Below are 21,106 nucleotides of genomic sequence, written 5' to 3' on the forward strand. Positions count from 1 at the left end.
GGCACCGGTTCTTCGAACCGGCGGCCTACCGTTTGTCGCGGGAGGCGATGACGGCGAAGACCGTGCCGAAGATGCCGATGAAGATCTGCCCGCACAGGCCCAGCAGAGACATCATGATTGCCCCGCCTTCGCTGACCCACACGGCCAGGACAATCGTGCCCAGCAGCGCAATCCCGGCGATCCAGGGGGCTGCGGCAATGTAGATGAACGCAGCCCGGTGGGCGCGCTGCCACACTTCTGGTGACCGGCGGGTGGCGCCCATGCGAATGCCCCAGCGGTCATTGGGGCCCAGGCGGCCGGCGGCCGCCGCACGTGTCGGCACCCACAGAACCGCGGCCAGGCCGATGCCCAGCAGTGTGAAAACCGCCGCTGTGATCAGCCCCGGGCTCATTGTTCACCGCTTTCAGCCAGGCCCAGGCGGTCGAGCATCCAGGCGGTCCAGAACGCTGCTTCGCGCCACGCGTCATAGCGTCCGGAGGCCCCGCCGTGACCGGAGGTCATATCGGTTTTGAGGATGACGTCCGCGCCGACTTCGCGCAGACGGGCAGTCCACTTAACCGGTTCGACGTACAGAACCCGGGTGTCGTTGAGTGAGGTGATCGCGAGAATCGGCGGATACTGCTGCTGTGTGACGTTCTCGTACGGCGCGTAGCTGCGCATGTACTCGTAGAACTCCTTCGAGTGCAGCGGGTCGCCCCATTCTTCCCATTCGATGACGGTCAGCGGCAGTTCCGGCATGAGCATCGAAGTGAGCGAATCGACGAAGGGAACATCCGCGATGATCCCGGCGAAGCGATCCGGGGCCATGTTCGCCACCGCACCCATGAGCAGTCCCCCGGCAGAACCGCCGCGGGCAACCATGCGCTCCGGCGATGTCCAGCCGGTGCTGATCAGGTGGTCGGCCACGTCAATGAAGTCGGTGAAGGTGTTCTTCTTGAACTCCATGCGGCCCTGCTCGTACCAGTGGCGTCCCATTTCACCGCCGCCGCGAATGTGGGCGATTGCAAATACGACGCCGCGATCCAGCAGGCTCAGGCGGACCGCTGAGAACGCCGGGTCCATGGAAGCCTCATAGCTGCCGTAGCCGTACAGGTTCAGCGGTGCCGGGCTGCTGCGGTCAATCGCGTCGGTGCGCCATACGAGACTCACCGGAATCTGTGTGCCGTCGGCAGCCGTCGCCCATTCCAGGGTCTGCGAATATGCGCCGAGGTCAACACCGGGAACCTCTGTCACCTTGCGAATCTGCTTGCTGTCCGGAGTGCAGTCGGCAACCGTGTGGGGGCGCACGAGCGAACCCATGGTGACCCGCACGTGCGGCTGATCGAAGGAGTGGTTGTCCGCTGCTATGAAGCGGTAGCCCGCGTCTTCACCCGAATCAACTTCCGTCATGGGCCGAACACCGTCTTCGGCCGGTGCGCTCAGGTCGATGAGGCCGACCCGGGCGAAGCCCGCGCGCCGGTAGCCCACGGCAATAAGACCGCTGAACGCCTGGACTTCCTCAATGCGCATGCCGCCCACATCACGCAGCACTTGGGACGGCTGTGCTGTCGGATCAGCTGCCGGAACATCGGCGATGTCGAAATCGGCCCTGTCGCGGTTGTGGACGATGAGGAAGCGGTCCTCACCGTCGATAACAGCGTGTTCGACCGAATAGTCCACGTCCTGTTCTCGCGGCCACACCGGCTGCGGTTCGGCTGTCGGGTCTGAGGTCGGAATGAACCAGGTGCCCGAGGTGGTCTTCGCTTCGGTTGAGATGAACAGGAAGTCACCGGTGCGGCTAAGCTCAGCGCCGACGAAGAACCTTTCGTCGTCTTCTCGGAACACAACTACGTCGGCGTCAGTTGAGTCTCCCAGGGTGTGCCGCCACACGGTGTCGGGGCGCCAGGAATCGTCAACGGTCGTGTAGTAGACGTGGGTGCCGGTGCCGTCGAAGCACGCGCCGTAGAAGATGCCGGGGATTTCGTCGGGCAGGTCTTCACCGGTTTCCAGATTGCGGATGCGCAGAGTGAAGCGCTCATCGCCGACCCTGTCAACGGCGTAGACGAGCAGCCTGCCATCGGGGGAAACGTCGAGGGAGCCGACGGCGAAGAAACTGCTGTCACCTGCTTCGACATTGAAGTCGATGAGCTGCTCTTCACCGGCCAGCGCCACTCCGGGTTCGATCTCCGGCGGAGTCCAGGCCTCGCCGCCGCCTGCCGCGCCGGGTTCACCGGCCCCAACATCACTGACCGGAACACGGCAGTACGCCGGGTAGTTCTTGCCCTCAGAGGTGCGGGTGAAGTACCAATAGCCGCCGCGGCGAGCCGGAACCGACAGGTCGGTTTCCTTTGTGCGAGAGCGAATCTCTTCGAAAATCTGCTCGCGCAGATCACTCAGATGCGCCGTACGGGCATCCGTGTACGCGTTTTCGCGGTCCAGGTAGTCACGGACCTGCGGACTGTCCTTTTCGCGCATCCATTCGTAGTTGTCGACGAACGTATCGCCGTGGAAGGTCCGCTCGTGGGGAACCTTCTGCGCGGGTTCGGGTATCTGCGGGGTTTGGTGCATGGCACAAGGGTAGCCGTCTTCCATCCGCCAGAAGAACGGTCCGGCGGATCAGTCCAGAAGGTCGTGGCGGACGATCGACTGTTCGCGGTCGGGACCGACACCGATGACCGAAATCCGGCAGCCGGACATCCGTTCGAGAGCCAGCACGTAGTCCTGCGCGTTCTTCGGCAGATCCTCAAAAGTCCGGCAGCCGGAGATGTCTTCCTTCCAGCCGGGGAACGTTTCATAGATCGGCTTGGCGTGGTGGAAGTCCGACTGCGACATCGGCATTTCGTCAAAGCGCTCACCGTCGACCTCATAGGCCACGCACACCGGGATCTCGTCCAGATCATCGAGCACGTCGAGTTTGGTCAGCACGTAGTCGGTGAAGCCGTTGACGCGGCTTGCATAGCGGGCGATGACCGAGTCAAACCAGCCGCAGCGACGCGGCCTGCCGGTGTTCACGCCGAATTCCCCACCCTGCTTCTGCAGGTATTCGCCCATGTCGTCAAACAGCTCCGTAGGGAACGGACCTGCGCCCACGCGGGTGGTGTAGGCCTTCACAATGCCGACCACGCGGTTGATGCGGGTGGGTCCAATACCGGATCCAACACAGGCACCGCCTGCGGTGGGGTTCGAGGACGTGACGAACGGGTAGGTTCCGTGGTCAACATCGAGCATGGTCGCCTGACCGCCCTCCATGACGACGACCTTGCCGTCATCGAGAGCCTTGTTCAGCAGCAGTTCGGTTTCAGTGACCATGGGCGCAATGCGGTCGCGGTACTGCGCGAAGTACTCCATGATTTCGTCAACCGTCACATCGCGGCGGTTGTACACCTTGACCAGAAGTTCATTCTTCTGGCGCAGCGAGCCTTCGATCTTCTGCCTGAGAATCGATTCGTCGAACAGGTCCTGCACACGGATGCCCAAGCGTGCCGTCTTATCCATGTAGGTGGGGCCGATGCCCCGACCGGTGGTGCCGATCGCGCGCTTGCCCAGGAACCGTTCGGTGACCTTGTCCAGCGTCTGGTGGAACGGGGCGACAAGGTGGGCGTTGGCCGAGATCTTAAGCTTCGACGTGTCAGCACCTCGGGCTTCCAGACCGTCGATTTCGGAGAAGAGCGCTTCGAGGTTCACAACGACGCCGTTGCCGATCACGGGCACAACATTCGGCGACAGAATGCCAGCCGGCAGCAGCTTGAGTTCGTACTTTTCGCCGCCGACAACCACCGTGTGCCCGGCGTTGTTGCCGCCGTTGGGCTTGACGACATAGTCGACCTGGGTTCCCAGGATGTCTGTTGTCTTGCCCTTGCCTTCGTCGCCCCACTGGGCACCGACGACCACGATTGCAGGCATTCGTCACCTCACGTTGACTTCTTCACGCGCTGACAGCGCATACAAAAAGGCGGATGACCGCCGTTGCGGCACCAGTTTAGCCGATGCGGCCGAATGTGATGCGGGGCACTGCGGTGACGCAGCCTGCGCGTGAGCCGCCCGGCGCCTCGTCAGCTGCCGGAGCCGATGCGGTCTATGGCCTCCGGATCAGAGTCGCGGAGGAACTTCTCGATCCGGTGGGCTTCTTCGGCTTCGCCGATGCCGGCGGCAGCGCGCCCCAGGTTGTACAGGGCCCGCAGGAAGCCGCGGTTGACCTCGTGGGAGTACGGGATCGGCCCAACACCGCGCCACCCGGCCTGGCGCAGCGCGTCGAGACCGCGGTGGTAGCCCACGCGGGCATAGGCGTAGGAGTCCACCAGGCGGCCCTCGGAGAAGGCTTCGTCGGCCAGCTCAGCCCAGGCCAGGCAGGAGGCCGGAAGGTCGTGGGCGACGTCAATGGGCTCTTCGCCTGCATCCAGGCGACGGCGCGCTTCGACATCCGGGTGGTCATCGGGCAGGTAGGTGGGCTGTGGGCCCAGCTGCGATGCGTCGAGGTTGCCGATGTGTGCGGGTTTGCCGAGCGGCTGACTCATGTCTCTCCTTCAGCGGGGTGCGAAACGCAGGATGCGCTTCACTCGTTGCTTTTGACAGCGGGCGGCTGGACGGCAAAGGGATCAGTGGTCAGAGCGCCGAAGACGCCGTCCTTTTCAAGCTCTTTGAGCCGGTCTTGTGATTCAACGCCGGAAGCCCACACGCGAATTCCCGCGCTGTCGTAGGCGTCCGTGTCCAAACGGCCCTCGGCTGCTTCGAGCGCGACCATTGAAATCCCGGCCTCCCGCAGTTCACCGGCGGTGGTCGATGTGACCTCACCTGTGTACATGCCGGCGGCTCCGGCTTCCTCTGCCGCACTGAGGACTTCCAGCGATGTCGAACGCACAATGAGCGCATCCGGGTTTGAGCGCTTTTCGGTGATGTCCAGGACGTCGGTGAGCACTTCCTGCGATTCGACGCCAGGCGCGAACACCAGGTACTTGCCATAGCGCTTCATGGCGTCGTCAAATGTGATCGGGGTGCCTGGGCGCGTCTGCTCTTCACTGTCGTCTTTGCTCTTGGCCGGCGGGATCTTTGCCGACAGGAAGTTCGCTGTCGCGGTCTTGTCCAGAGGGCGAGACAGGTTGAGGTCGGCCTGTGCGGTGTCGGCGTTGGCCAGCACGAGGTCGCCGTCAGCGGTCTTCGCCAGATCGATCGCAGGGAGGTATCCGAACTTGGCGTTCTCTTCCAGAGCTTCGCGGGAATTGGCCGGCAGAGAATCCGAACCGCCGCCGAGTGCCGCCACCGCGGGCGTGTTGAGGCCGTCGACCGTCAGCCGGTCCTTGGGCGAGAAGACGAAGACCGCCACGGCCACCAGAATGCCCACAAGCACGAGCGCTCCGGCAATGAGCGGCGCGTTGAAACCCTGTCCCGGCTTTTTGCCGAACTCGAACTTTTTGCCCATCAGCGGTCCTGTTCTTCTGCCCGGGTGCCGCCTGTGTCTGTTCTGGAGCGGTCGGCATCCCCGTGGTCGGCTCCCGTGACGATGCCTTTGAGGAAGCCGGTTCCCCACGCAATGTGCATTGTCGGCACAGCCGCGACAAAGGCTGCTTTTTCCCGGCGGTCGGCGTCGGGGGCTGAAACGGCCAGCGCCGAAACAGCGGCGGCATAGGTGGCAGCTCCCATCTGTGCTGCGCCGATTCCCCAGCGCACCGGTGTCGGCAGGCGGCGGGCAGCGCCCGCAGCCTGCAGCGCTGTGCCCACCGCGGCGGCGGCAAGACCGCCGACCAGCACGGGTGGGGCGAAATAGCGCAGGCTGTTGCGGGTTCTGTGGCGGCGCACGATTTCGGCCCGCCACTTGCCCGTCGCATAGAACTGCTGGGCAACGCTGCGGATATCAGCGCGCGGCCAGTAGGTCACGGTGAGTTCGGGGTTGAACCACACCAGCCCGCCGGCAGCGCGAATGCGCAGGTTGAGTTCCCAGTCCTGGCCGCGGCGCAGGGTGGGGTCAAAACCGCCCAGCAGCTCAAAGACTTCACGCCGGAAGATGCCCAGGTAGGCGGATTCGCTGGGGCCGGCCTGCGCGCCGGAGTGATAGGCCGGGCCGCCCAGACCGATGGGCGACATGTAGGCGCGGGCAACGGCTTTTTGGAACGGGGTGTCCCCCACCGCGCGCATGAGCCCGCCGACATTGGCAGCACCGGTTTCGCGCAGCGTGTCAACTCCGAGTGCCGCGTAGTTTCGCGGCAGTTCGGAGTGCGCATCCACCCGGATGATCACCGGGTAGCGAGTTTCGGCAATTGCCAGGTTGAGGCTTGTAGGGGTGTCGCCCGCGGGGTTGTGGACCACCGTGACGCGCGCGTCTTCGCGGGCCATGCGCTCAGCGATTTCAGTCGTCCTGTCGGTCGACGGCCCCAAGCCGATGACGATTTCCTTCGGCCCCAGGTACTCCTGGTCCAGCACCGTCTGCACGGCGCGTTCAATCCGCTTCTCTTCGTTGAGCACCGGCATGATGAAAGACACGCCCGGACGCTCATCGAGTTCCCACAGCTGGGATAGGTCAATGCTCACGCAGCTCACCTGTGTGCTTCGTATTCTTTGACAACGTCATCAGTATCGCCGTCGGCCATGAGGACGCCCTTTTCAATCCAAATCGTCCTGTTGCACGTGTCGCGGATCGACCGCATTGAGTGCGAGACGAGGAAAACTGTACCGGCCGATTCCCGGATGCCGCGGATGCGGGCTTCCGACTTCTCCTGGAACTGGCGGTCACCGACCGCGAGCGCTTCGTCGACGATGAGGATTTCGTAGTCCTTTGCCGTGGCAATCGCGAACTTCAGCCGCGCGGTCATACCCGAGGAGTACGTGCGCATCGGCATGTCAATGAACTCCTGCAGACCGGTGAACTCGACGATTTCGTCGTACTTCTCTTCGATCTCTTCGCGCTTCATGCCCATAGCGAGGCCGCCGAGGATGATGTTCTGGCCTCCGGAGAGGTCGCGGATGAGTGCTGCGCCGACACCCAGGAGGTTCGGTCGGGACCTCGCGTAGACGGCCCCCTCGGTGGGCGGGATGAGACCGGTGAGTGCGCGCATGAGCGTCGACTTGCCGGATCCGTTCGTGCCGATCACACCGATTGATTCATTAGCGTTGGCCGCAAAGGACACGCCTTTGAGAGCTTGGACTTCCTTATAGCTGCGCTTGCGCTGGAACAGCCCACCGGCCTGCCCGGGAGTCATCCGCTTGCCCGTGGCCAGTGTTTTGAACGTGATGTGAAGGTCGTCGACGACGACGACCGGTTCGCCTTCGCGGGGCTTGGATTCCATATCAGCTTTCTCGACCATAGCGCTCCTCTGCTCGCCAGAAGAAGATCGTGCCGATGATCAGCAGGCCAAACGCCCACACCGCCAGGTGCCACCAGTAGTTCCAGTGGATTTCATAGGCGTCCATGAGGATGCCGCGGCCCAGTGACAGCACCTCGAACAGGGGGTGCCAGTCGAAGATGGCCTTGAGCACCGGCTTGTCTTCAACAAGTGCAAGAGGGTTGAAGAAAACACCCGAGGTGTAGAAGATCATGCGCGAAATGAACGGCGTGAACTGGCTCAAGTCGCGAAAGTGGACCGTCAGGCGGGCGAAGATGAGCGCCACCCCGGTGTTGAGGATCGCAAACAGAGCCACCAGCGGGATCATGAGCAGCCACTGGAGGTTCGGCAGATCGCCGCCGATTATCACGAGCACTGCCATCAGCAGCAGGGTCGGAATGAAGTTGAAGAACTCTTCGAGCACCTTTGCCAGGGGCAGCACCATGCGCGGGAACGGCAGGGACTGCACGAGAGCCGTGTTCGAAATGATCGACTTCGCTCCGCCGTTCATCGACGAGTTGTAGAACTCGAGCATGAACACGCCGATGATGACATAGGGGGCGAAGTTCGGCGGTCGGCTGCCTGCGAGGATGAAGCCGAACACCAGGCCGTAGATGAGGGCGGAGAACGACGGGCGCAGAAGCACCCACAGCTGACCCAGGCGATTGCGCTCATTGGCGCTGCGCATGCGATAGCGGGCCAGAGTCACTGTGAAGTCGCGCCGCCGCCAGACTTCGCGCAGGTAGGCGAGGAACGGCGCCCTGGCGCCCACCCGCTCGAGTGAGTGCTCAGCGGCGAAATCACTCATAGACATGAACGCGCGACTCTTCCTTTGACGTTGATGAACACAAAGATTCTACCGAGTGGCCAGATGAACTTTGCTCATGTGGCTTTTAGGCGATTCGCCCCGCAGGCTGGCGCACGCGTCTGCGCATGTCGAAGTCCGGTGCTGCGGCTTCTTTCCTCGTCACCGCACCCGGCATCTGATGGCCTTCTGCGATCGCGTCGAGTCCTTCTGCAAGGACCGGCCCGAGCAGGCGCTTTGCGGCATTGTGCGCCGGAGGCAGGCCGATTGTCTCCACCCGCAGCACGACGCTGTCTTCTTCGGGACCGCTGAAGAACAGCAGCTGTCCGCGACCTGCGCGAATATCGCCCAGCGCAACCGGGTTGGGGTCGCACGCACTGTATGAGGCCCCTGCCGTGAACACCCGGGTGGTGCCCTGGAAGCTCCAGCGGGAGGGCACCTCTTGCCACCTGGCATCGACATCCTCACCGGCAAGTACCCGGCCCAGCCACAGCCCTTGGGAAAGCGCTGTCGGCTCCGCACCGCCGTCGCCCAAACCTGCGTTCGGGCCCTCGACTGGTTCGGCGCAGTCGCCCACGGCCCACACGCCGGGCACCACCTGCAGGTCAGCGCCCACGGCCAGGCGACCGGAGAACGTCAGCGGCCACGAACACTCCGGGAGCACCGGGCGGGAACCGACCGCGGCAGCCCACACATCGGCAGATGCGACATCCGGGTTCGGGTCGTGGGGAACACAGCGCACGCCCGCAGCCTCATTGAGCGCAAGCACAGCCCGGCCCAGTTCCGGGCTGGTTCCAGGCAGGGGAAGGTCGCCGCGCAAGTGCAGCGACACCTCCACGCCCCGATCGGCTGCCGACCGCGCGATCTCAAGGGCCAAGAAGCCCGAGCCCAGAACACCCAGCCGCGGGAGGGACCCAGTGGACTTTGGAGCACCGCCTTCGACGCTGGCTTCTGGGTTCAGGTTGGCGGACTCGGTGCCAAGCACAGCAGCACGGAGTGCTTGCGCCTCGGGAAGGGAGCCCACGGTGTATCCGCCTGGAATCGGCGAGCGGCGCGGACTCAGTCCGGTGGCAATGACAATCGATTCGGCCTCCAGCACCCGGCCATCAGCCAGGTGCACGGCACCCTGTTCGACGCGCACGGCTTCTGCCGTGATGCGTGCTGTGCCCGGAGGAACGGGCAGCGGAGTGACGGTGAGCTCGTCACCAAAAAGCCCGTCGGTCAGGGGCGGCAGTTCAACAGGTTCGTCCCGTGGGTCAACAATCACGGCGGTCTTTCCAGCACGCGACAAGACCTGGGCGATCTGGCTGCCGGCAGCACCGCCGCCGATAATCACAATGTCCGACTTCTTCACGCCACCACTGTACTCACGGCAGCAGACCACGGCCGCGCAGTGCGCTTGACCTCTGCCAGGCCCGGACACCGCGCGCCCACCCCGCATGGCAGACTGACCGTATGCCCAACGAACAGCCCAAACCCAGCGATTTCCCGCTGAGTGCAATTGAAAAGATCCGCTACGGCGACACCGACAGGCAGGGTCATGTCAACAACGCCGTCTACGCGACCTACTTTGAGTGCGGCCGCGTGGAGATCATCCAGTCCATGGAGGATGTCTTCGGTGCCGACGACGCCTTTGTGCTTGCGACCATCACGATCGACTACCTGGCTGAAGTGCTGTGGCCCGGCGAAGTCGAAATCCGCACGCGCCTGACGAAGATCGGCAATTCGTCAATCGCCCTAGAGCAGCTGCTCATCAACGAAGGCGAAGTCCGCGCCAAGGCGACCTCCGTCATGGTCATGACGAACACCTCCACCCGCCGTTCAGCTCCGCTGCCCGAGACGGCCAAAGAGCGCCTGCGCACCTTCATGTGACGTCTACACCCTGCTGCGCCGCATAATCCGGCCGCCGGGTACTGTCCCCAGACCAAAGAACGAGGTGCCGCTCACCTTCCCCGGGTGAGCGGCACCTCGTTGAGTTCTCGGCTGGGGTCGGTGTTCTCAGCCCCGCAGGGAACGTGCCAGCTTGCGCCGGGTTTCCTGTTCCACGGGGTCTGGTACGGGCAGCGATGCGATGAGCCGCTGCGTGTACGTGTGCTGTGGTGCGCCGAGCACCTGTTCGCCGGTGCCCTCTTCGAGCAGCTCTCCGTGGAAGAGCACTCCCAGGCGGTCCGACAGCATGTCGACTACAGCGAGGTCGTGGCTGATGAACAGTGCGGCGAAGCCGAATTCATCCTGCAGCTGGGTGAACAGCTCAAGCACACGGGCCTGGACTGATACGTCGAGGGCGGACGTGGGTTCGTCGGCTACCACCAGTTCGGGCTGCAGGGCCAAGCCGCGGGCCAGCGAGCAGCGCTGACGCTGTCCGCCGGACAGTTCGTGCGGATAGCGGTCGGCGTAGTGGGCCGGAAGCTGGACGGCGTCGAGCAGGCGGATGACTTCGCTGCGACGGTCGCGTTCGCTCATGCCCTGCCGGTGTACCCGGAAGGGTTCGGCAATGCAGTCCCCGATTGACAGGTGCGGATTGAAGGATGCGGCGGGGTCCTGGAACACGAAGCCGATCTTCTGCCTCAGCGGCTTGAATTCCTTTTCCTTGAAGCCGACCATTTCCTGATCGAAAACCCGCAGGGAACCTCCGCTGGCACGGGTCAGACCGGCGATGGCACGGCCGATGGTGGTTTTGCCGGAACCGGATTCGCCCACCAGGCCGTAGACCTCGCCTTCGCGGATGTCGAAGTCCACGCCCGTGATGGCCTTGAAGTCCGGTTTGCCGAAGCCGCCGCGGTAGGTGATCTCCAGACCGCGAGCCTTGACGATGGTCTCAGCGTCGGCAAAGGGATCAGCGGTATTCTCCCCTGCCGAGGCGCCTGCAGGCTCGGCATCTTCCTGCGCCTGAGCTTGCCCCACCTGGGTTTTCTGCACCTGAGCGCGCCCGGAGGCCGGGCCACCCCTAAGCGTGCGGATTTTGGGCACCGCAGCCAGCAGGGACTTGGTGTACGGGTGCTGAGGGTCTGCGAACAGTGAGCGGACCTCGGCAACTTCGACGAGCTCACCGCGGTACATGACGGCAACCCGGTCTGCAAGGTCGGCGACGACTCCCATGTTGTGGGTGATGAGCACGATCCCGGTGGAGAATTCGTCTTTCAGCGACCGCATGAGGTCGAGGATTTCCGACTGGACTGTGACATCCAGTGCGGTTGTCGGTTCGTCGGCAATGACCAAGTCCGCGCCGAGGGCCAGGGCCATGGCGATGACTATGCGCTGCTTCTGTCCGCCCGAGAACTGGTGTGGGTAGTAGTCGAAGCGCTCCTCGGCCTGCGGGATGCCGACCTTCTCCATGGCTTCGACGGCGCGCGCCCGAAGGTCTTTTCTGTTCGCCTTGGGGTCGTGCGCGCGCAGGCCTTCCGTGATCTGCCAGCCGACGGGGAAAACGGGGTTGAGCGCGGTGGACGGTTCCTGGAACACCATCGCTGCTTTGCGGCCCCGCATGCCGGTCAGCTGGGAGGGAGCCATTGTCAGGACGTTTTCACCGGAGACGACAACCGCGCCTTCTGCCACGGCAGTTTCCGGAAGCAGCCGCAGGATGGTCTTGGCGGTGACGGTTTTGCCGGAGCCGGATTCGCCGACCACGGCAAGCACTTCGCCGGGGTCGACGGTGAGGCTCACACCCTTGACGGCGTTGACATCACCGGCGTCGGTGGTGAAGGTGACGCTGAGGTCCTCAATCGACAGCAGATGTTCAGACATTCTTGCTCTCCTTTGATTTCCGGCCGCGGCGGGATTTCTTGCGCAGACGCAGGCGCGGGTCGTTGAGGTCGTTCATGGATTCGCCGACCAGCGTGATGCCGATGACCGTGAACACGATCGCAAGGCCGGGGAACAGAGCAGTCCACCAGATGCCCGATGTGACATCTGAGAGCGACTTGTTGAGGTCGTAGCCCCATTCGGCGGCAGAGGTCGGCTCGATGCCGAAGCCCAGGAAGCCCAGCGCGGCGAGTGTGAGGATCGCCTCGGAGCTGTTGAGGGTGAAGATCAGCGGAATATTGCGGGTGGCATTCGGGTAGATGTGGCGGGCGATGATCCGCAGGTTGGAATCACCCAGAACCTGCGCTGACTCGACGAACGGTTCGGCCTTCAGCCGCACTGTTTCAGAGCGGACCACGCGGAAGTACTGCGGGACGAACACCACCGTGATCGAAATGCCCGCCGCGAGGACACCGCCGATGACGGTCGACTGTCCGCCGGAGATGACGATTGTCATGACGATTGCCAGCAGCAGCGACGGGAACGCGTAGATCGCATCGGCCACGACCACGAGCACACGGTCGAGCCATCCGCCGATGTACCCGGACAGCAGACCGAGGATCACACCGAGGAACACCGAGGCGAGGACTGCTACGACGATGACGAACACCGCTGTGCGAGCACCCCAGATGACGCGTGAGAAGACGTCGAAACCGGTGACGGTCGTTCCCCAGATGTGCTCCGCCGAAGGTGCCTGCTGCGGAACGAAGCGCCCGTTTTCATCACCGAGGTCGGCATAGCCGTACGGGGCGATGAGCGGAGCGAAAACAGCGCAGATGAGCACGACGCCGCAGATGATGAGACCTGTCACCAGCATTCCCCTCTGCAGTCCAGAGGACTGGAGGACGTGGCTGATGACGGGCAGCTTCTTCCACCAGGGCTTCTGCGCGTAGCTGCCGGAGGAGTCCTTATCAGCGGCCGTGGATGCTGCCGGTGGGGTTTCGGGAGTGTTGAGGGTGCTCATCAGTACCTCACTCGGGGGTCGATGAAGGCGACGATGATGTCGACAATGAAGTTGGTGACCGCGACGATGACCGCCAGCATGACCACGATGCCCTGCACGGCAACGAAGTCACGCGCCTGCAGGTACTGGAACAGCTGGAAGCCCAGGCCCTTCCATTCGAAGGTCGTTTCGGTCAGCACAGCGCCGGCCAGCATGAGGGCGATCTGCATGCCCATGACGGTGATGATCGGAATGAGAGCCGGGCGGAAAGCGTGGCGAGTAGTCAGGCGGAACTCGCTGACACCTCGGGAGCGGCCGGACTCAATGTACTGCGCACCCAGGGTGCCGATCAGGTTCGTGCGCACCAGACGCAGGAATGTGCCCCCGGTGATCAGGCCCAGCGCGATCGCCGGAAGAACGGCGTGGGACAGAACATCGCTGACAGCAGCGAAGTCGCCGATCCGCAGCGCGTCGATCAGGTACAGGCGGGTGGGGGCGACAACCCCGTCCAGCAGCACCTCCGTGCTGCCGGATGCGCGACCGGACACCGGCAGAACCGGCCACAGGACACCGAAGACCAGCTTCAGCAGCAGACCGATGAAGAACACCGGGGTGGCGTAGGCCAGGATGCCGAAGATCCGAAGCACCGCATCGGGTGTGCGGTCACGGTATTTCGCGGCAATCATGCCCAGCGGAATGCCCACGAGAAATGCGACAACCAGCGAAAACAGCACAAGCTCCAGGGTGGCGGTGCCGTACTGCGCGAGAACCTGCGTGACGGGGCGGTTGTCCGACACCGTGGTGCCGAAGTCACCGCGCAGCAGATTGCCCATGTACTCGAAGTACTGGATGAGCAGCGGGCGGTCGTAGCCGGCTTCGGAAACGCGCTGGGCCAGCTGCTCTTTTGTCAGCCGACCGCCGAGGCTGGCGGTGATGGGGTCACCGGTGATCCGCATGAGGAAGAAGACGAGCGTGGTGAGAATCCACACCGTCGGAATGATGAGGAGGAACCGGATCAGCAGATAGCGGCCCAAACCGGAGCCGCGACTCTTCGCCGTTTTCTTCTTCTCCGGTCCGGCCGGACCGGATGCGAGATCCGGAATTTCGACACTGGCTGTCATAAGAGCTTCCGTACGTAGAGGGGATGTGCCGACCGAAATTCGTCGGCCGCCGCTTGCACACGCGGGCGGCCGACGAACCCAGGTCTGAGAATCAGGCGAGGCCGCCGCGTCCATCAGGTGTCAGCGGCGGCCTCACAGGGAGTGATTACTTGCTCAGCATCGACAGGCGGAACTGGAACGACGGGTCGAGCGTTTCGTCAATGCCCTTGACGTTCTTGTCCGCAACGGCGATCTGGTTGCCCTGCAGCAGCGGCAGCGTGGGCAGCTGCTTGGCCAGGTCGTCCTGGATGTCGCCGATGAGCTTTTCGCGCTTGCCTTCGTCCGGCTGCGAAACCTGTTCGAGCAGCTTCTTGTTGATGCTGTCGTCCTGGAAGTGGTTGGCGAGGAACGCCGGTTCTTCCTTGGTGTTGTAGAAGAACGGAACCAGGTAGTTGTCAGCGTCGGAGTAGTCCGGGAACCAGCCCAGCTGGTACATCGGGTAGACGTCGTTGGTGCGGTCCTTGGCGTACTGCACCCACTCGGTCGACTGGAGGTCCACCTTGAACAGCTGGGTGTCTTCCAGCTGCTTCTTCACAGCGGCGTATTCGTCACCGGAAGACGGCCCGTAGTGGTCCGGGTTGTACTGCAGCTTGATGTTGACCGGGGTTTCCACACCGGCGTCTTCGAGGAACTTCTTGGCGGCGTCTGTGTCCGCGCCGCCCTGCTTGTCGCCGTAGAGGCCCTTGAGTGATTCGTTTGCACCCTTCATGCCTTCGGGCACGTAGGAGTACAGCGGCTGGTATGTGTCCTTGTAGACGTCCTTGGCGATTGCCGCGCGGTCAACGGCCGATGCCATGGCCTGGCGGACGGCCAGAGCCTTCTTTTCGTCCGGGTTGTCGGACTTCGCACCGTGGGGCATCGTGTCGAGATTGTACACGATGTAGCGGATTTCGCCGCCGGGACCCTTGTGGACGGTGAGGTTGTCCTTGCCTTCGAGGTCTTCAATGTCGGTCGGCGACAGCGAACGGTAGGCGACGTCGATGCTGCCCTTTTCGACATCGAGCTTCATGTTGTTCGCGTCGGAGTAGTACTTCATCTGCACTTCGGCGCTCTTGGCGGCCTCGCCGCCGCCGGAGTAGCCGTCGTACTTCTTGTAGGTGACCAGTTCGTTGAACTTGTAGGTGTCGATTTCGTACGGGCCGGCAAAGGCCTTGCCCTTGACGATCTCGTCGTCCTTCGTGATGGCGTCGGCGGCGAAGACGTCTTCGTCGACAACCGGTCCGGCCGGGCCTGCAAGCACCAGCGGGAAGGTCTGGTCGTTTTCGCGGTTGAGCTTGAAGACGACCGTCTGATCGTCGGGGGTGTCAATCGAGTCGATTGCGGTCAGCAGCGAAGCCGGTCCGTTGGGGTCCTGGATCTTGGTCTGGCGCTCAAAGCTGAACTTGACGTCCGAAGCGGTCAGTTCATTGCCGTTGGCGAACTTGAGGTCCTTCTTGAGCTTGACTTCGTATTCGCCCGGCTTGACGAAGTCAGCAGATTCCGCGATGCCCTCGCGGATTTCCGAGGTCCCGGGCTTGTACTCCATGAGGAACGGGAACACCTGCTGCATGACGAAGAACGAACCGTTGTCATAGGAGCCCGCAGGGTCGAGCACAGTGATCTTGTCGGTCGTGCCGACGCTCAGGGCGCCGCCTTCACCGGAGTCGGAACCTCCGGTGGTCGAGGACGAGCATGCACTCAGTCCCAGTGCCAGGGCGGCAGCTGCAGCAGCCAGTCCCGCCGCACGCTTCTTTACGGCCATGAAGCCATCCTTTCGTTGCGAACCGCCAGACCGGCGGCCCAGACCATTGCCGCGACCGCATTCATTGAATATTCACAGGTCGCTCAGGGTGCGTTAAGAATACCAAGGTCTGAGCCTTGAGTGTGTCTCAGGTAACCCAAAGAACGAGGTGCCGCTCACCTTTTCGGTAAGCGGCACCTCGTTCTGTGTTCAGGCGGGAGCCCTTCAGCTCATCTTCGTCCCAGCGGAGCCGAGCTGCTGGCAGGCTTCGACAATGCGGGCGGCCATACCGGCTTCAGCTGCACGGCCCCACGCGCGGGGGTCGTACATCTTCTTGTTGCCGACCTCGCCGTCGACCTTGAGAACGCCTTCGTAGTTGGCGAACATGTGGTCGGCCACGGGGCGGGTGAACGCGTACTGCGTGTCGGTGTCGATGTTCATCTTGACCACGCCGTAGGACACCGCGTCGGCGATCTCCTGCGCGGTGGAACCGGAACCGCCGTGGAACACCAGGTCAAACGGCTTGTCCTTGCCGTACTTCGCACCGACCTCGTCCTGGATTTTCTTCAGCAGCTCAGGGCGCAGGCGGACGTGCTCGGGCTTGTAGACGCCGTGGACATTGCCGAAGACCAGCGCGGTGATGTAGCGGCCTCGCTCACCCAGGCCGAGCTTTTCGACAATTGCGATCCCGTCTTCAACAGACGAGTACAGCTTTTCGTTTTCGCCGCCCTTCACACCGTCTTCTTCGCCGCCGACCGCGCCGACCTCGATTTCGAGGATCTGCTTGGCCCGGCTGGTCAGTTCCAGCAGCTCTTCGGCGATTTCGAGGTTTTCGCCGACCTCAATGGCCGAACCGTCCCACATGTGCGACTGAATGAGCGGGTCTTCTCCGCGGTCAACGCGCTCCTGGGATACCTGGATGAGCGGCTTCACCCAGTCTTCGACCTTGTCCTTCTGCGCGTGGTCAGTGTGCAGGGCGACCGTCACGCCGTAGTTCTTGGCAACCGTGTGAGCGTATTCGGCCAGCGCGATCGAACCGGTGACCCGGTCTTTGACAGTTGCACCCGAGGCGAACTCAGCACCGCCGAAGGAGAACTGGATGATGCCGTCGGATTCGGCTTCCGCAAAGCCGCGCAGCGCGGCGTTGATGGTCTGGGAGCTCGTGACGTTGATGGCCGGATAGGCGAAACCGCTCGCTTTGGCCCGGTCGAGCATTTCGGCGTACTGATCAGGGGTCGCAATTGCCATGAACACTCCTGCGCTTAGGGGATTGCTTCAGTCGCAATCATTCTACGCACCCGATTTTGACCGTAGTCTTAACAGCATGAGCCCAAGCACAGACTCTGCTGGCCCGGTCGACGGCCAGCCCACCGGCGCCTCGCCCGCGTTACCTGCAGGCCCTTCACTCGAACCCGCAGACCCCGCCGCACCCGCGCGCACCAATCTCCTGCAGGCGGCGGCCTGGGCGCTGTGGGACTGGGGCAGTTCGGCGTATTCGGCCGTGATCGTGACCTTTGTGTTTGCCCCGTACCTCGTAAAGGCGGTTGCCGACGACCCGGTTTCGGGCGCCGCCGCCCTCGGTTGGGCCTCCGGCCTGGCGGGCCTGGTTGTTGCGGTTGTCGCACCCGCCGCCGGTGCGCGTGCCGATGCGAAATCACGCCACAGGCTCCTGCTGACCACCTACACCGGCATTGTCGTCGCCTGTATTTTTGCGCTGGCGTTCATCAAGAGCGAACCGGTGTTCTTCTTGCCCGGACTGGTCTTCTTGGCCGCGGCGTCCGTTTTCTTCGAACTCGCCCAGGTCAGCTACAACGCAATGCTGGGACGGATTGCCGCACCGGGCAGCGTGGGGAAAGTGTCGAACATCGGCTGGGGCTTCGGCTACCTGGGCGGTCTGGTCATGCTGCTCATTGCGCTGTTCGCCTTCATCCTTCCCGAAGTGGGGCTCTTCGGCGCCGTCAGCGAAGACGGTTGGCGGTTCCGACTGGTGGCAGGTGCTACCGCCGTGTGGTTTGCGGTGTGGGCTGTTCCGCTGATCTTCCTGGCCCCGCACGATGCATCGCGCGCCGAGGCCCCGATTGCCCGCGCCCGGTCGGGCAATCGGGTCGCACACTGGTTCACCAGCTGGAAGCAGGACTACGCGGACCTGTTCCGCAGGCTGAAAGACCTCTTCCAGAACGACCGCCAGACCTTTGTCTTCTTCATCGCCTCAGCTGTTTTCCGCGACGGGCTCACCACGATCTTCGCGGTGGCCGGGGTGCTCGCCGCATCCGCCTACGGCTTCACGGAAACCGATGTGATCTACCTGGGAATCGCCGCGAATGTCGTGGCCGCCATCGGATGCCTGGTGTCGGGCCCGCTCGACGATGCGGTCGGGCCCAGAGCCGTCATCATCACCGGGCTTTCCTGCCTGTGCATTGGTGCAGTGCCCATCCTGCTGTCTGACAACGCGACCGTGTTCTGGGCGTGCGCCCTTTTCCTGTGTCTGTTCGTCGGACCGGTCAATGCGTCGAGTCGTTCGTTCCTCACCCGCATCACTCCCCCGGAGCGGGCAGGCGAGAACTTCGGCCTGTACGCAACCACGGGCCGAGCCATCAGCTTTCTGGGACCGTGGCTGTTCAGCCTGTCAATCACCATCTTCGGCTTCGAGCGCGCCGGTGCCGCCGGCATCATCGTCGTTCTGCTTCTGGGACTCACGCTCATGCTCGCAGTACCGCGCACCGGCCCCGGCCACAGGCGAGCCGAACAGGCCGCCCAGTCATGACTGGTCCAGCCCCGACCGGCACCTGGGCAGCACAGGACCGGCACCTCGGCACGACAAGTCCGGCGCCTCCGGCAGGGCTTTCGCCAAAGCAGCCGACAGCGTTTACCCGGTACTGACAGACACAGATTTTTCTAAAGTGCGGGGCGGGCCATAGTATGGGCTCAAACCAACCAAACGAACGATCAAATCTGATCGGGGAAGAGGACCGATGGACAGCCTTTTCAGCAAAGAAGAGTTGGAATTCGCAGAAGAGATGCGGAACTTCTACCGCACTGAAATTCCCGAAGACATCCGCTACCGCGTGGCAATCGGCCAGGAAGTCTCCAAAGACGACATGGTCACCACCCAGCGCATCCTCAACAAACACGGCCTGGCCGTGCCCAACTGGTCGCTTGAGTACGGCGGCCGCGACTGGACGCCTGTCCAGCGCCACATCTACCTGGACGAAATGCAGACGGCCTGCGTTCCGCACCCGCTGCCGTTCAACGCATCCATGGTCGGCCCCGTGATCGACACCTTCGGCTCGAAGGAAATCAAGGACCGCTTCCTTCCGGCGACCGCCAACCTCGACATCTGGTGGTCGCAGGGCTTCTCCGAGCCCAACGCCGGATCTGACCTCGCATCGCTGAAGACCTCAGCTGTGCGCGACGGCGACAAGTACATTGTCAACGGACAGAAGACCTGGACCACGCTCGGCCAGTACGGCGACTGGATCTTCTGCCTGGTGCGCACCGACCCCAACGTCAAGAAGCAGGCGGGCATTTCGTTCCTGCTGATCGACATGACCTCGCCGGGTCTGACCGTCCGCCCCATTCAGACGATCGACGGCGGCGTGGAAGTCAACGAAGTGTTCTTCGAAAACGTCGAAGTCCCCGCTGAGAACCTCGTCGGCGAAGAGAACAAGGGCTGGACCTACGCCAAGTTCCTCCTGGGCAACGAGCGCACCGGAATCGCCCGCGTCGGCGAATCCAAGGTCAACCTGGCTCGCGCCAAGGCCTACGCGGCAGCGACCAAGACACAGCGCGGCTCCCTGCTGGACGACCCGCAGTACTCCACCCGGATCGCCAAAATCGAAGCCGAACTCAAGGCACTCGAAATGATGCAGCTGCGCGTTCTGTCCACCCAGGTGGCAGGCTCCGACGCGCCCGACCCGCGGTCGTCGATCCTCAAACTGCGCGGTTCGGAACTCCAGCAGGACATCACCGAACTGCTCATGGACGTCGTCGGCCCCCAGGGCATGGACTTCGTCGACTCGGCACAGGTCAGCGATGGCTTCACCAACCTGTCCCAGGCAGCGGTCTCAGCCACGCCGCGCTACTTCAACACGCGCAAGGTGACGATCTACGGAGGCTCCTCCGAAGTCCAGCGCTCCATCATCTCCAAGGCCATCCTGGGTCTGTGACCTGCTGAAGAACGAGAGGTATAGAAAATGGATCTTGAACTCAATGACATCCAGCAGGAACTCAAATCGACCGTCGGGCGCCTGCTGAAAGACAAGTACAGCGCCGAAGCGCGCGAAGAGATTCTGCGCTCGGAGGCCGGCTGGAGCCAGCAGATGTGGGACCAGTTCGCACAGCTGGGGCTCATGTCCCTGCCGATTGAAGAAGAATACGGCGGCGCTGGCATGGGATTTGCCGAAGTCGCCGTCGTCATGGAGGCATTCGGCCGCGCACTCGTGCTCGAACCGTACCTGCCTACAGTCATCCTGGGCGCAGGCCTCATCCAGGCCGCCGGCAGCGAAGAGCAGAAGTCTGAACTGCTGCCCGCGGTTGCCGCAGGCGAACTCAAACTGGCCTTTGCCGCTCAGGAACCGGCTGGCCGCTATGACTTCCTCAACCCGACCACCACGGCGCAGGCCTCCGGTGACGGCTACACCGTTTCGGGTGAAAAGGCACAGGTCATCGGCGGCGATGCAGCCGACACCTTCGTCGTCACAGCAAAGGTCGACGGTGAACTCGGACTGTTCCTCGTCAAGGCCGACGCCGACGGTGTGACCGTCGACCCGCGCACCCAGGCCGACGGTCTGCGCAGCGCATCCGTCCTGTTCGACGGCGCACCGGCCCAGCGTCTAGAGGCCGGCGACCCGACGGCGGCCGTCGAACGCGTCCTCGACACCGCTCAGGCGGCCCTGGCCGCTGAAGCCGTCGGCGCAATGGAAGCCGCCCTGTTCATGACGGCCGAATACCTCAAAACCCGCGAACAGTTCGGCGTGCCGATCGGCGTCTTCCAGGCTCTGCAGCACCGCGCAGCAGACGCCTACGCAAAGCTCGAAGAAGCCAAGTCGATGGCGCTGTACTCCAAGCTCGCAATTGAGGCTGACACCGAAGGAGACTCGAAGACCCGCCACGCGGACGTGCTGGCCGCCAAAGTCATCATCGACCAGTCGGCAAAGCACATCTTCGAAGAGTCCATTCAGATGCACGGCGGCATCGGCATGACGATGGAATACCCCATCGGCCACTACGCCAAGCGCCTGACCGTCATCCCCCGCACCTTCGCAGCTCCCGACCAGGCCCTGGTCGAACTCGGCGAAGCCGGCGGTCTGCTCGAACCCTACGCAGCTGATCTCTGATACGTGCGGCTGAGCCGAGCACCGGCTCACGCAACACAAAGCACGAGGT

General features: G+C 63.2%; 18 protein-coding genes. 4 read left to right on the top strand and 14 right to left on the bottom strand.

Annotation, left to right across the window (positions count from 1 at the left end; translation table 11 throughout):
• Window positions 1-25 precede the first annotated feature (25 nt).
• The 9 genes from HMPREF2757_RS08160 to HMPREF2757_RS08200 form a co-directional block, all read right to left on the bottom strand.
• A complete protein-coding gene (locus tag HMPREF2757_RS08160; protein WP_070575130.1) occupies window positions 26-391 on the bottom strand; it encodes an SdpI family protein in 366 nt (121 codons plus the stop codon).
• Window positions 388-2,547 carry a S9 family peptidase gene (locus HMPREF2757_RS08165; protein ID WP_070575370.1) on the bottom strand — a complete coding sequence of 720 codons (2,160 nt, stop codon included), beginning with the start codon at window positions 2,545-2,547 and terminating at the stop codon, window positions 388-390. The genes HMPREF2757_RS08160 and HMPREF2757_RS08165 overlap by 4 nt, the downstream gene beginning before the upstream one ends.
• Window positions 2,548-2,595: 48 nt before the next feature.
• A complete protein-coding gene (locus HMPREF2757_RS08170) occupies window positions 2,596-3,882 on the bottom strand; it encodes an adenylosuccinate synthase (RefSeq protein WP_070575132.1) in 1,287 nt (428 codons plus the stop codon).
• Between the two features lie 149 nt (window positions 3,883-4,031).
• Window positions 4,032-4,493 carry a DUF3151 domain-containing protein gene (locus HMPREF2757_RS08175; RefSeq protein ID WP_083304184.1) on the bottom strand — a complete coding sequence of 154 codons (462 nt, stop codon included), beginning with the start codon at window positions 4,491-4,493 and terminating at the stop codon, window positions 4,032-4,034.
• Window positions 4,494-4,531: 38 nt separating this feature from the next.
• The gene (locus HMPREF2757_RS08180; protein ID WP_070575135.1) at window positions 4,532-5,395 is read right to left on the bottom strand and encodes a hypothetical protein; all 864 of its coding nucleotides are present in this window, start codon (window positions 5,393-5,395) and stop codon (window positions 4,532-4,534) included.
• Window positions 5,395-6,501 (bottom strand): glycosyltransferase family 2 protein, encoded by a 1,107-nt coding sequence (locus HMPREF2757_RS08185; RefSeq protein WP_070575376.1) that lies wholly within the window; start codon window positions 6,499-6,501, stop codon window positions 5,395-5,397. Before HMPREF2757_RS08185 ends, HMPREF2757_RS08180 begins: the two co-directional genes overlap by 1 nt.
• 5 nt (window positions 6,502-6,506) lie before the next feature.
• On the bottom strand, window positions 6,507-7,274 hold the full coding sequence (locus HMPREF2757_RS08190; protein ID WP_070575139.1) for an ABC transporter ATP-binding protein: 768 nt from the start codon (window positions 7,272-7,274) through the stop codon (window positions 6,507-6,509).
• Window positions 7,258-8,106, bottom strand: coding sequence for an ABC transporter permease (locus tag HMPREF2757_RS08195; RefSeq protein WP_070575141.1), 849 nt, complete (start codon window positions 8,104-8,106; stop codon window positions 7,258-7,260). Before HMPREF2757_RS08195 ends, HMPREF2757_RS08190 begins: the two co-directional genes overlap by 17 nt.
• Before the next feature lie 79 nt (window positions 8,107-8,185).
• Entirely contained in the window at window positions 8,186-9,451 is a 1,266-nt protein-coding gene (locus HMPREF2757_RS08200) for an FAD-dependent oxidoreductase (protein ID WP_070575144.1), read from the bottom strand.
• Window positions 9,452-9,552: 101 nt separating this feature from the next.
• Between HMPREF2757_RS08200 and HMPREF2757_RS08205 the strand changes: the two genes are divergently transcribed.
• Complete coding sequence (locus HMPREF2757_RS08205) at window positions 9,553-9,969, top strand: acyl-CoA thioesterase (protein WP_070575146.1); 417 nt, start codon at window positions 9,553-9,555, stop codon at window positions 9,967-9,969.
• A 126-nt stretch (window positions 9,970-10,095) separates the two neighbouring features.
• Here HMPREF2757_RS08205 and HMPREF2757_RS08210 read toward each other — a convergent pair whose 3' ends face one another.
• The 5 genes from HMPREF2757_RS08210 to fbaA form a co-directional block, all read right to left on the bottom strand.
• Entirely contained in the window at window positions 10,096-11,841 is a 1,746-nt protein-coding gene (locus HMPREF2757_RS08210) for a dipeptide ABC transporter ATP-binding protein (protein WP_070575149.1), read from the bottom strand.
• Window positions 11,834-12,862, bottom strand: coding sequence for an ABC transporter permease (locus HMPREF2757_RS08215; RefSeq protein ID WP_083304187.1), 1,029 nt, complete (start codon window positions 12,860-12,862; stop codon window positions 11,834-11,836). The genes HMPREF2757_RS08210 and HMPREF2757_RS08215 overlap by 8 nt, the downstream gene beginning before the upstream one ends.
• Window positions 12,862-13,962, bottom strand: coding sequence for an ABC transporter permease (locus tag HMPREF2757_RS08220; protein ID WP_070575151.1), 1,101 nt, complete (start codon window positions 13,960-13,962; stop codon window positions 12,862-12,864). Before HMPREF2757_RS08220 ends, HMPREF2757_RS08215 begins: the two co-directional genes overlap by 1 nt.
• 145 nt (window positions 13,963-14,107) lie before the next feature.
• Complete coding sequence (locus HMPREF2757_RS08225; protein ID WP_070575154.1) at window positions 14,108-15,742, bottom strand: ABC transporter substrate-binding protein; 1,635 nt, start codon at window positions 15,740-15,742, stop codon at window positions 14,108-14,110.
• 204 nt (window positions 15,743-15,946) lie between these two features.
• The gene (gene fbaA, locus HMPREF2757_RS08230) at window positions 15,947-16,969 is read right to left on the bottom strand and encodes a class II fructose-bisphosphate aldolase (RefSeq protein ID WP_070575157.1); all 1,023 of its coding nucleotides are present in this window, start codon (window positions 16,967-16,969) and stop codon (window positions 15,947-15,949) included.
• Between the two features lie 76 nt (window positions 16,970-17,045).
• Here fbaA and HMPREF2757_RS08235 point away from each other — a divergent pair, with 76 nt between their 5' ends.
• The 3 genes from HMPREF2757_RS08235 to HMPREF2757_RS08245 all read left to right on the top strand — a co-directional run bounded on the left by HMPREF2757_RS08235 (window position 17,046) and on the right by HMPREF2757_RS08245 (window position 21,057).
• A complete protein-coding gene (locus HMPREF2757_RS08235; protein ID WP_226829316.1) occupies window positions 17,046-18,485 on the top strand; it encodes an MFS transporter in 1,440 nt (479 codons plus the stop codon).
• Window positions 18,486-18,693: 208 nt separating this feature from the next.
• Window positions 18,694-19,887, top strand: a complete 1,194-nt coding sequence (locus HMPREF2757_RS08240; protein ID WP_070575161.1) for an acyl-CoA dehydrogenase family protein — start codon at window positions 18,694-18,696, stop codon at window positions 19,885-19,887.
• 27 nt (window positions 19,888-19,914) lie between these two features.
• The gene (locus HMPREF2757_RS08245; protein ID WP_070575163.1) at window positions 19,915-21,057 is read left to right on the top strand and encodes an acyl-CoA dehydrogenase family protein; all 1,143 of its coding nucleotides are present in this window, start codon (window positions 19,915-19,917) and stop codon (window positions 21,055-21,057) included.
• The last annotated feature ends 49 nt before the right edge of the window (window positions 21,058-21,106 follow it).

It is taken from the genome of Brevibacterium sp. HMSC063G07 (genome assembly GCF_001810665.1).
In the GTDB taxonomy this organism is placed as follows: domain Bacteria; phylum Actinomycetota; class Actinomycetes; order Actinomycetales; family Brevibacteriaceae; genus Brevibacterium.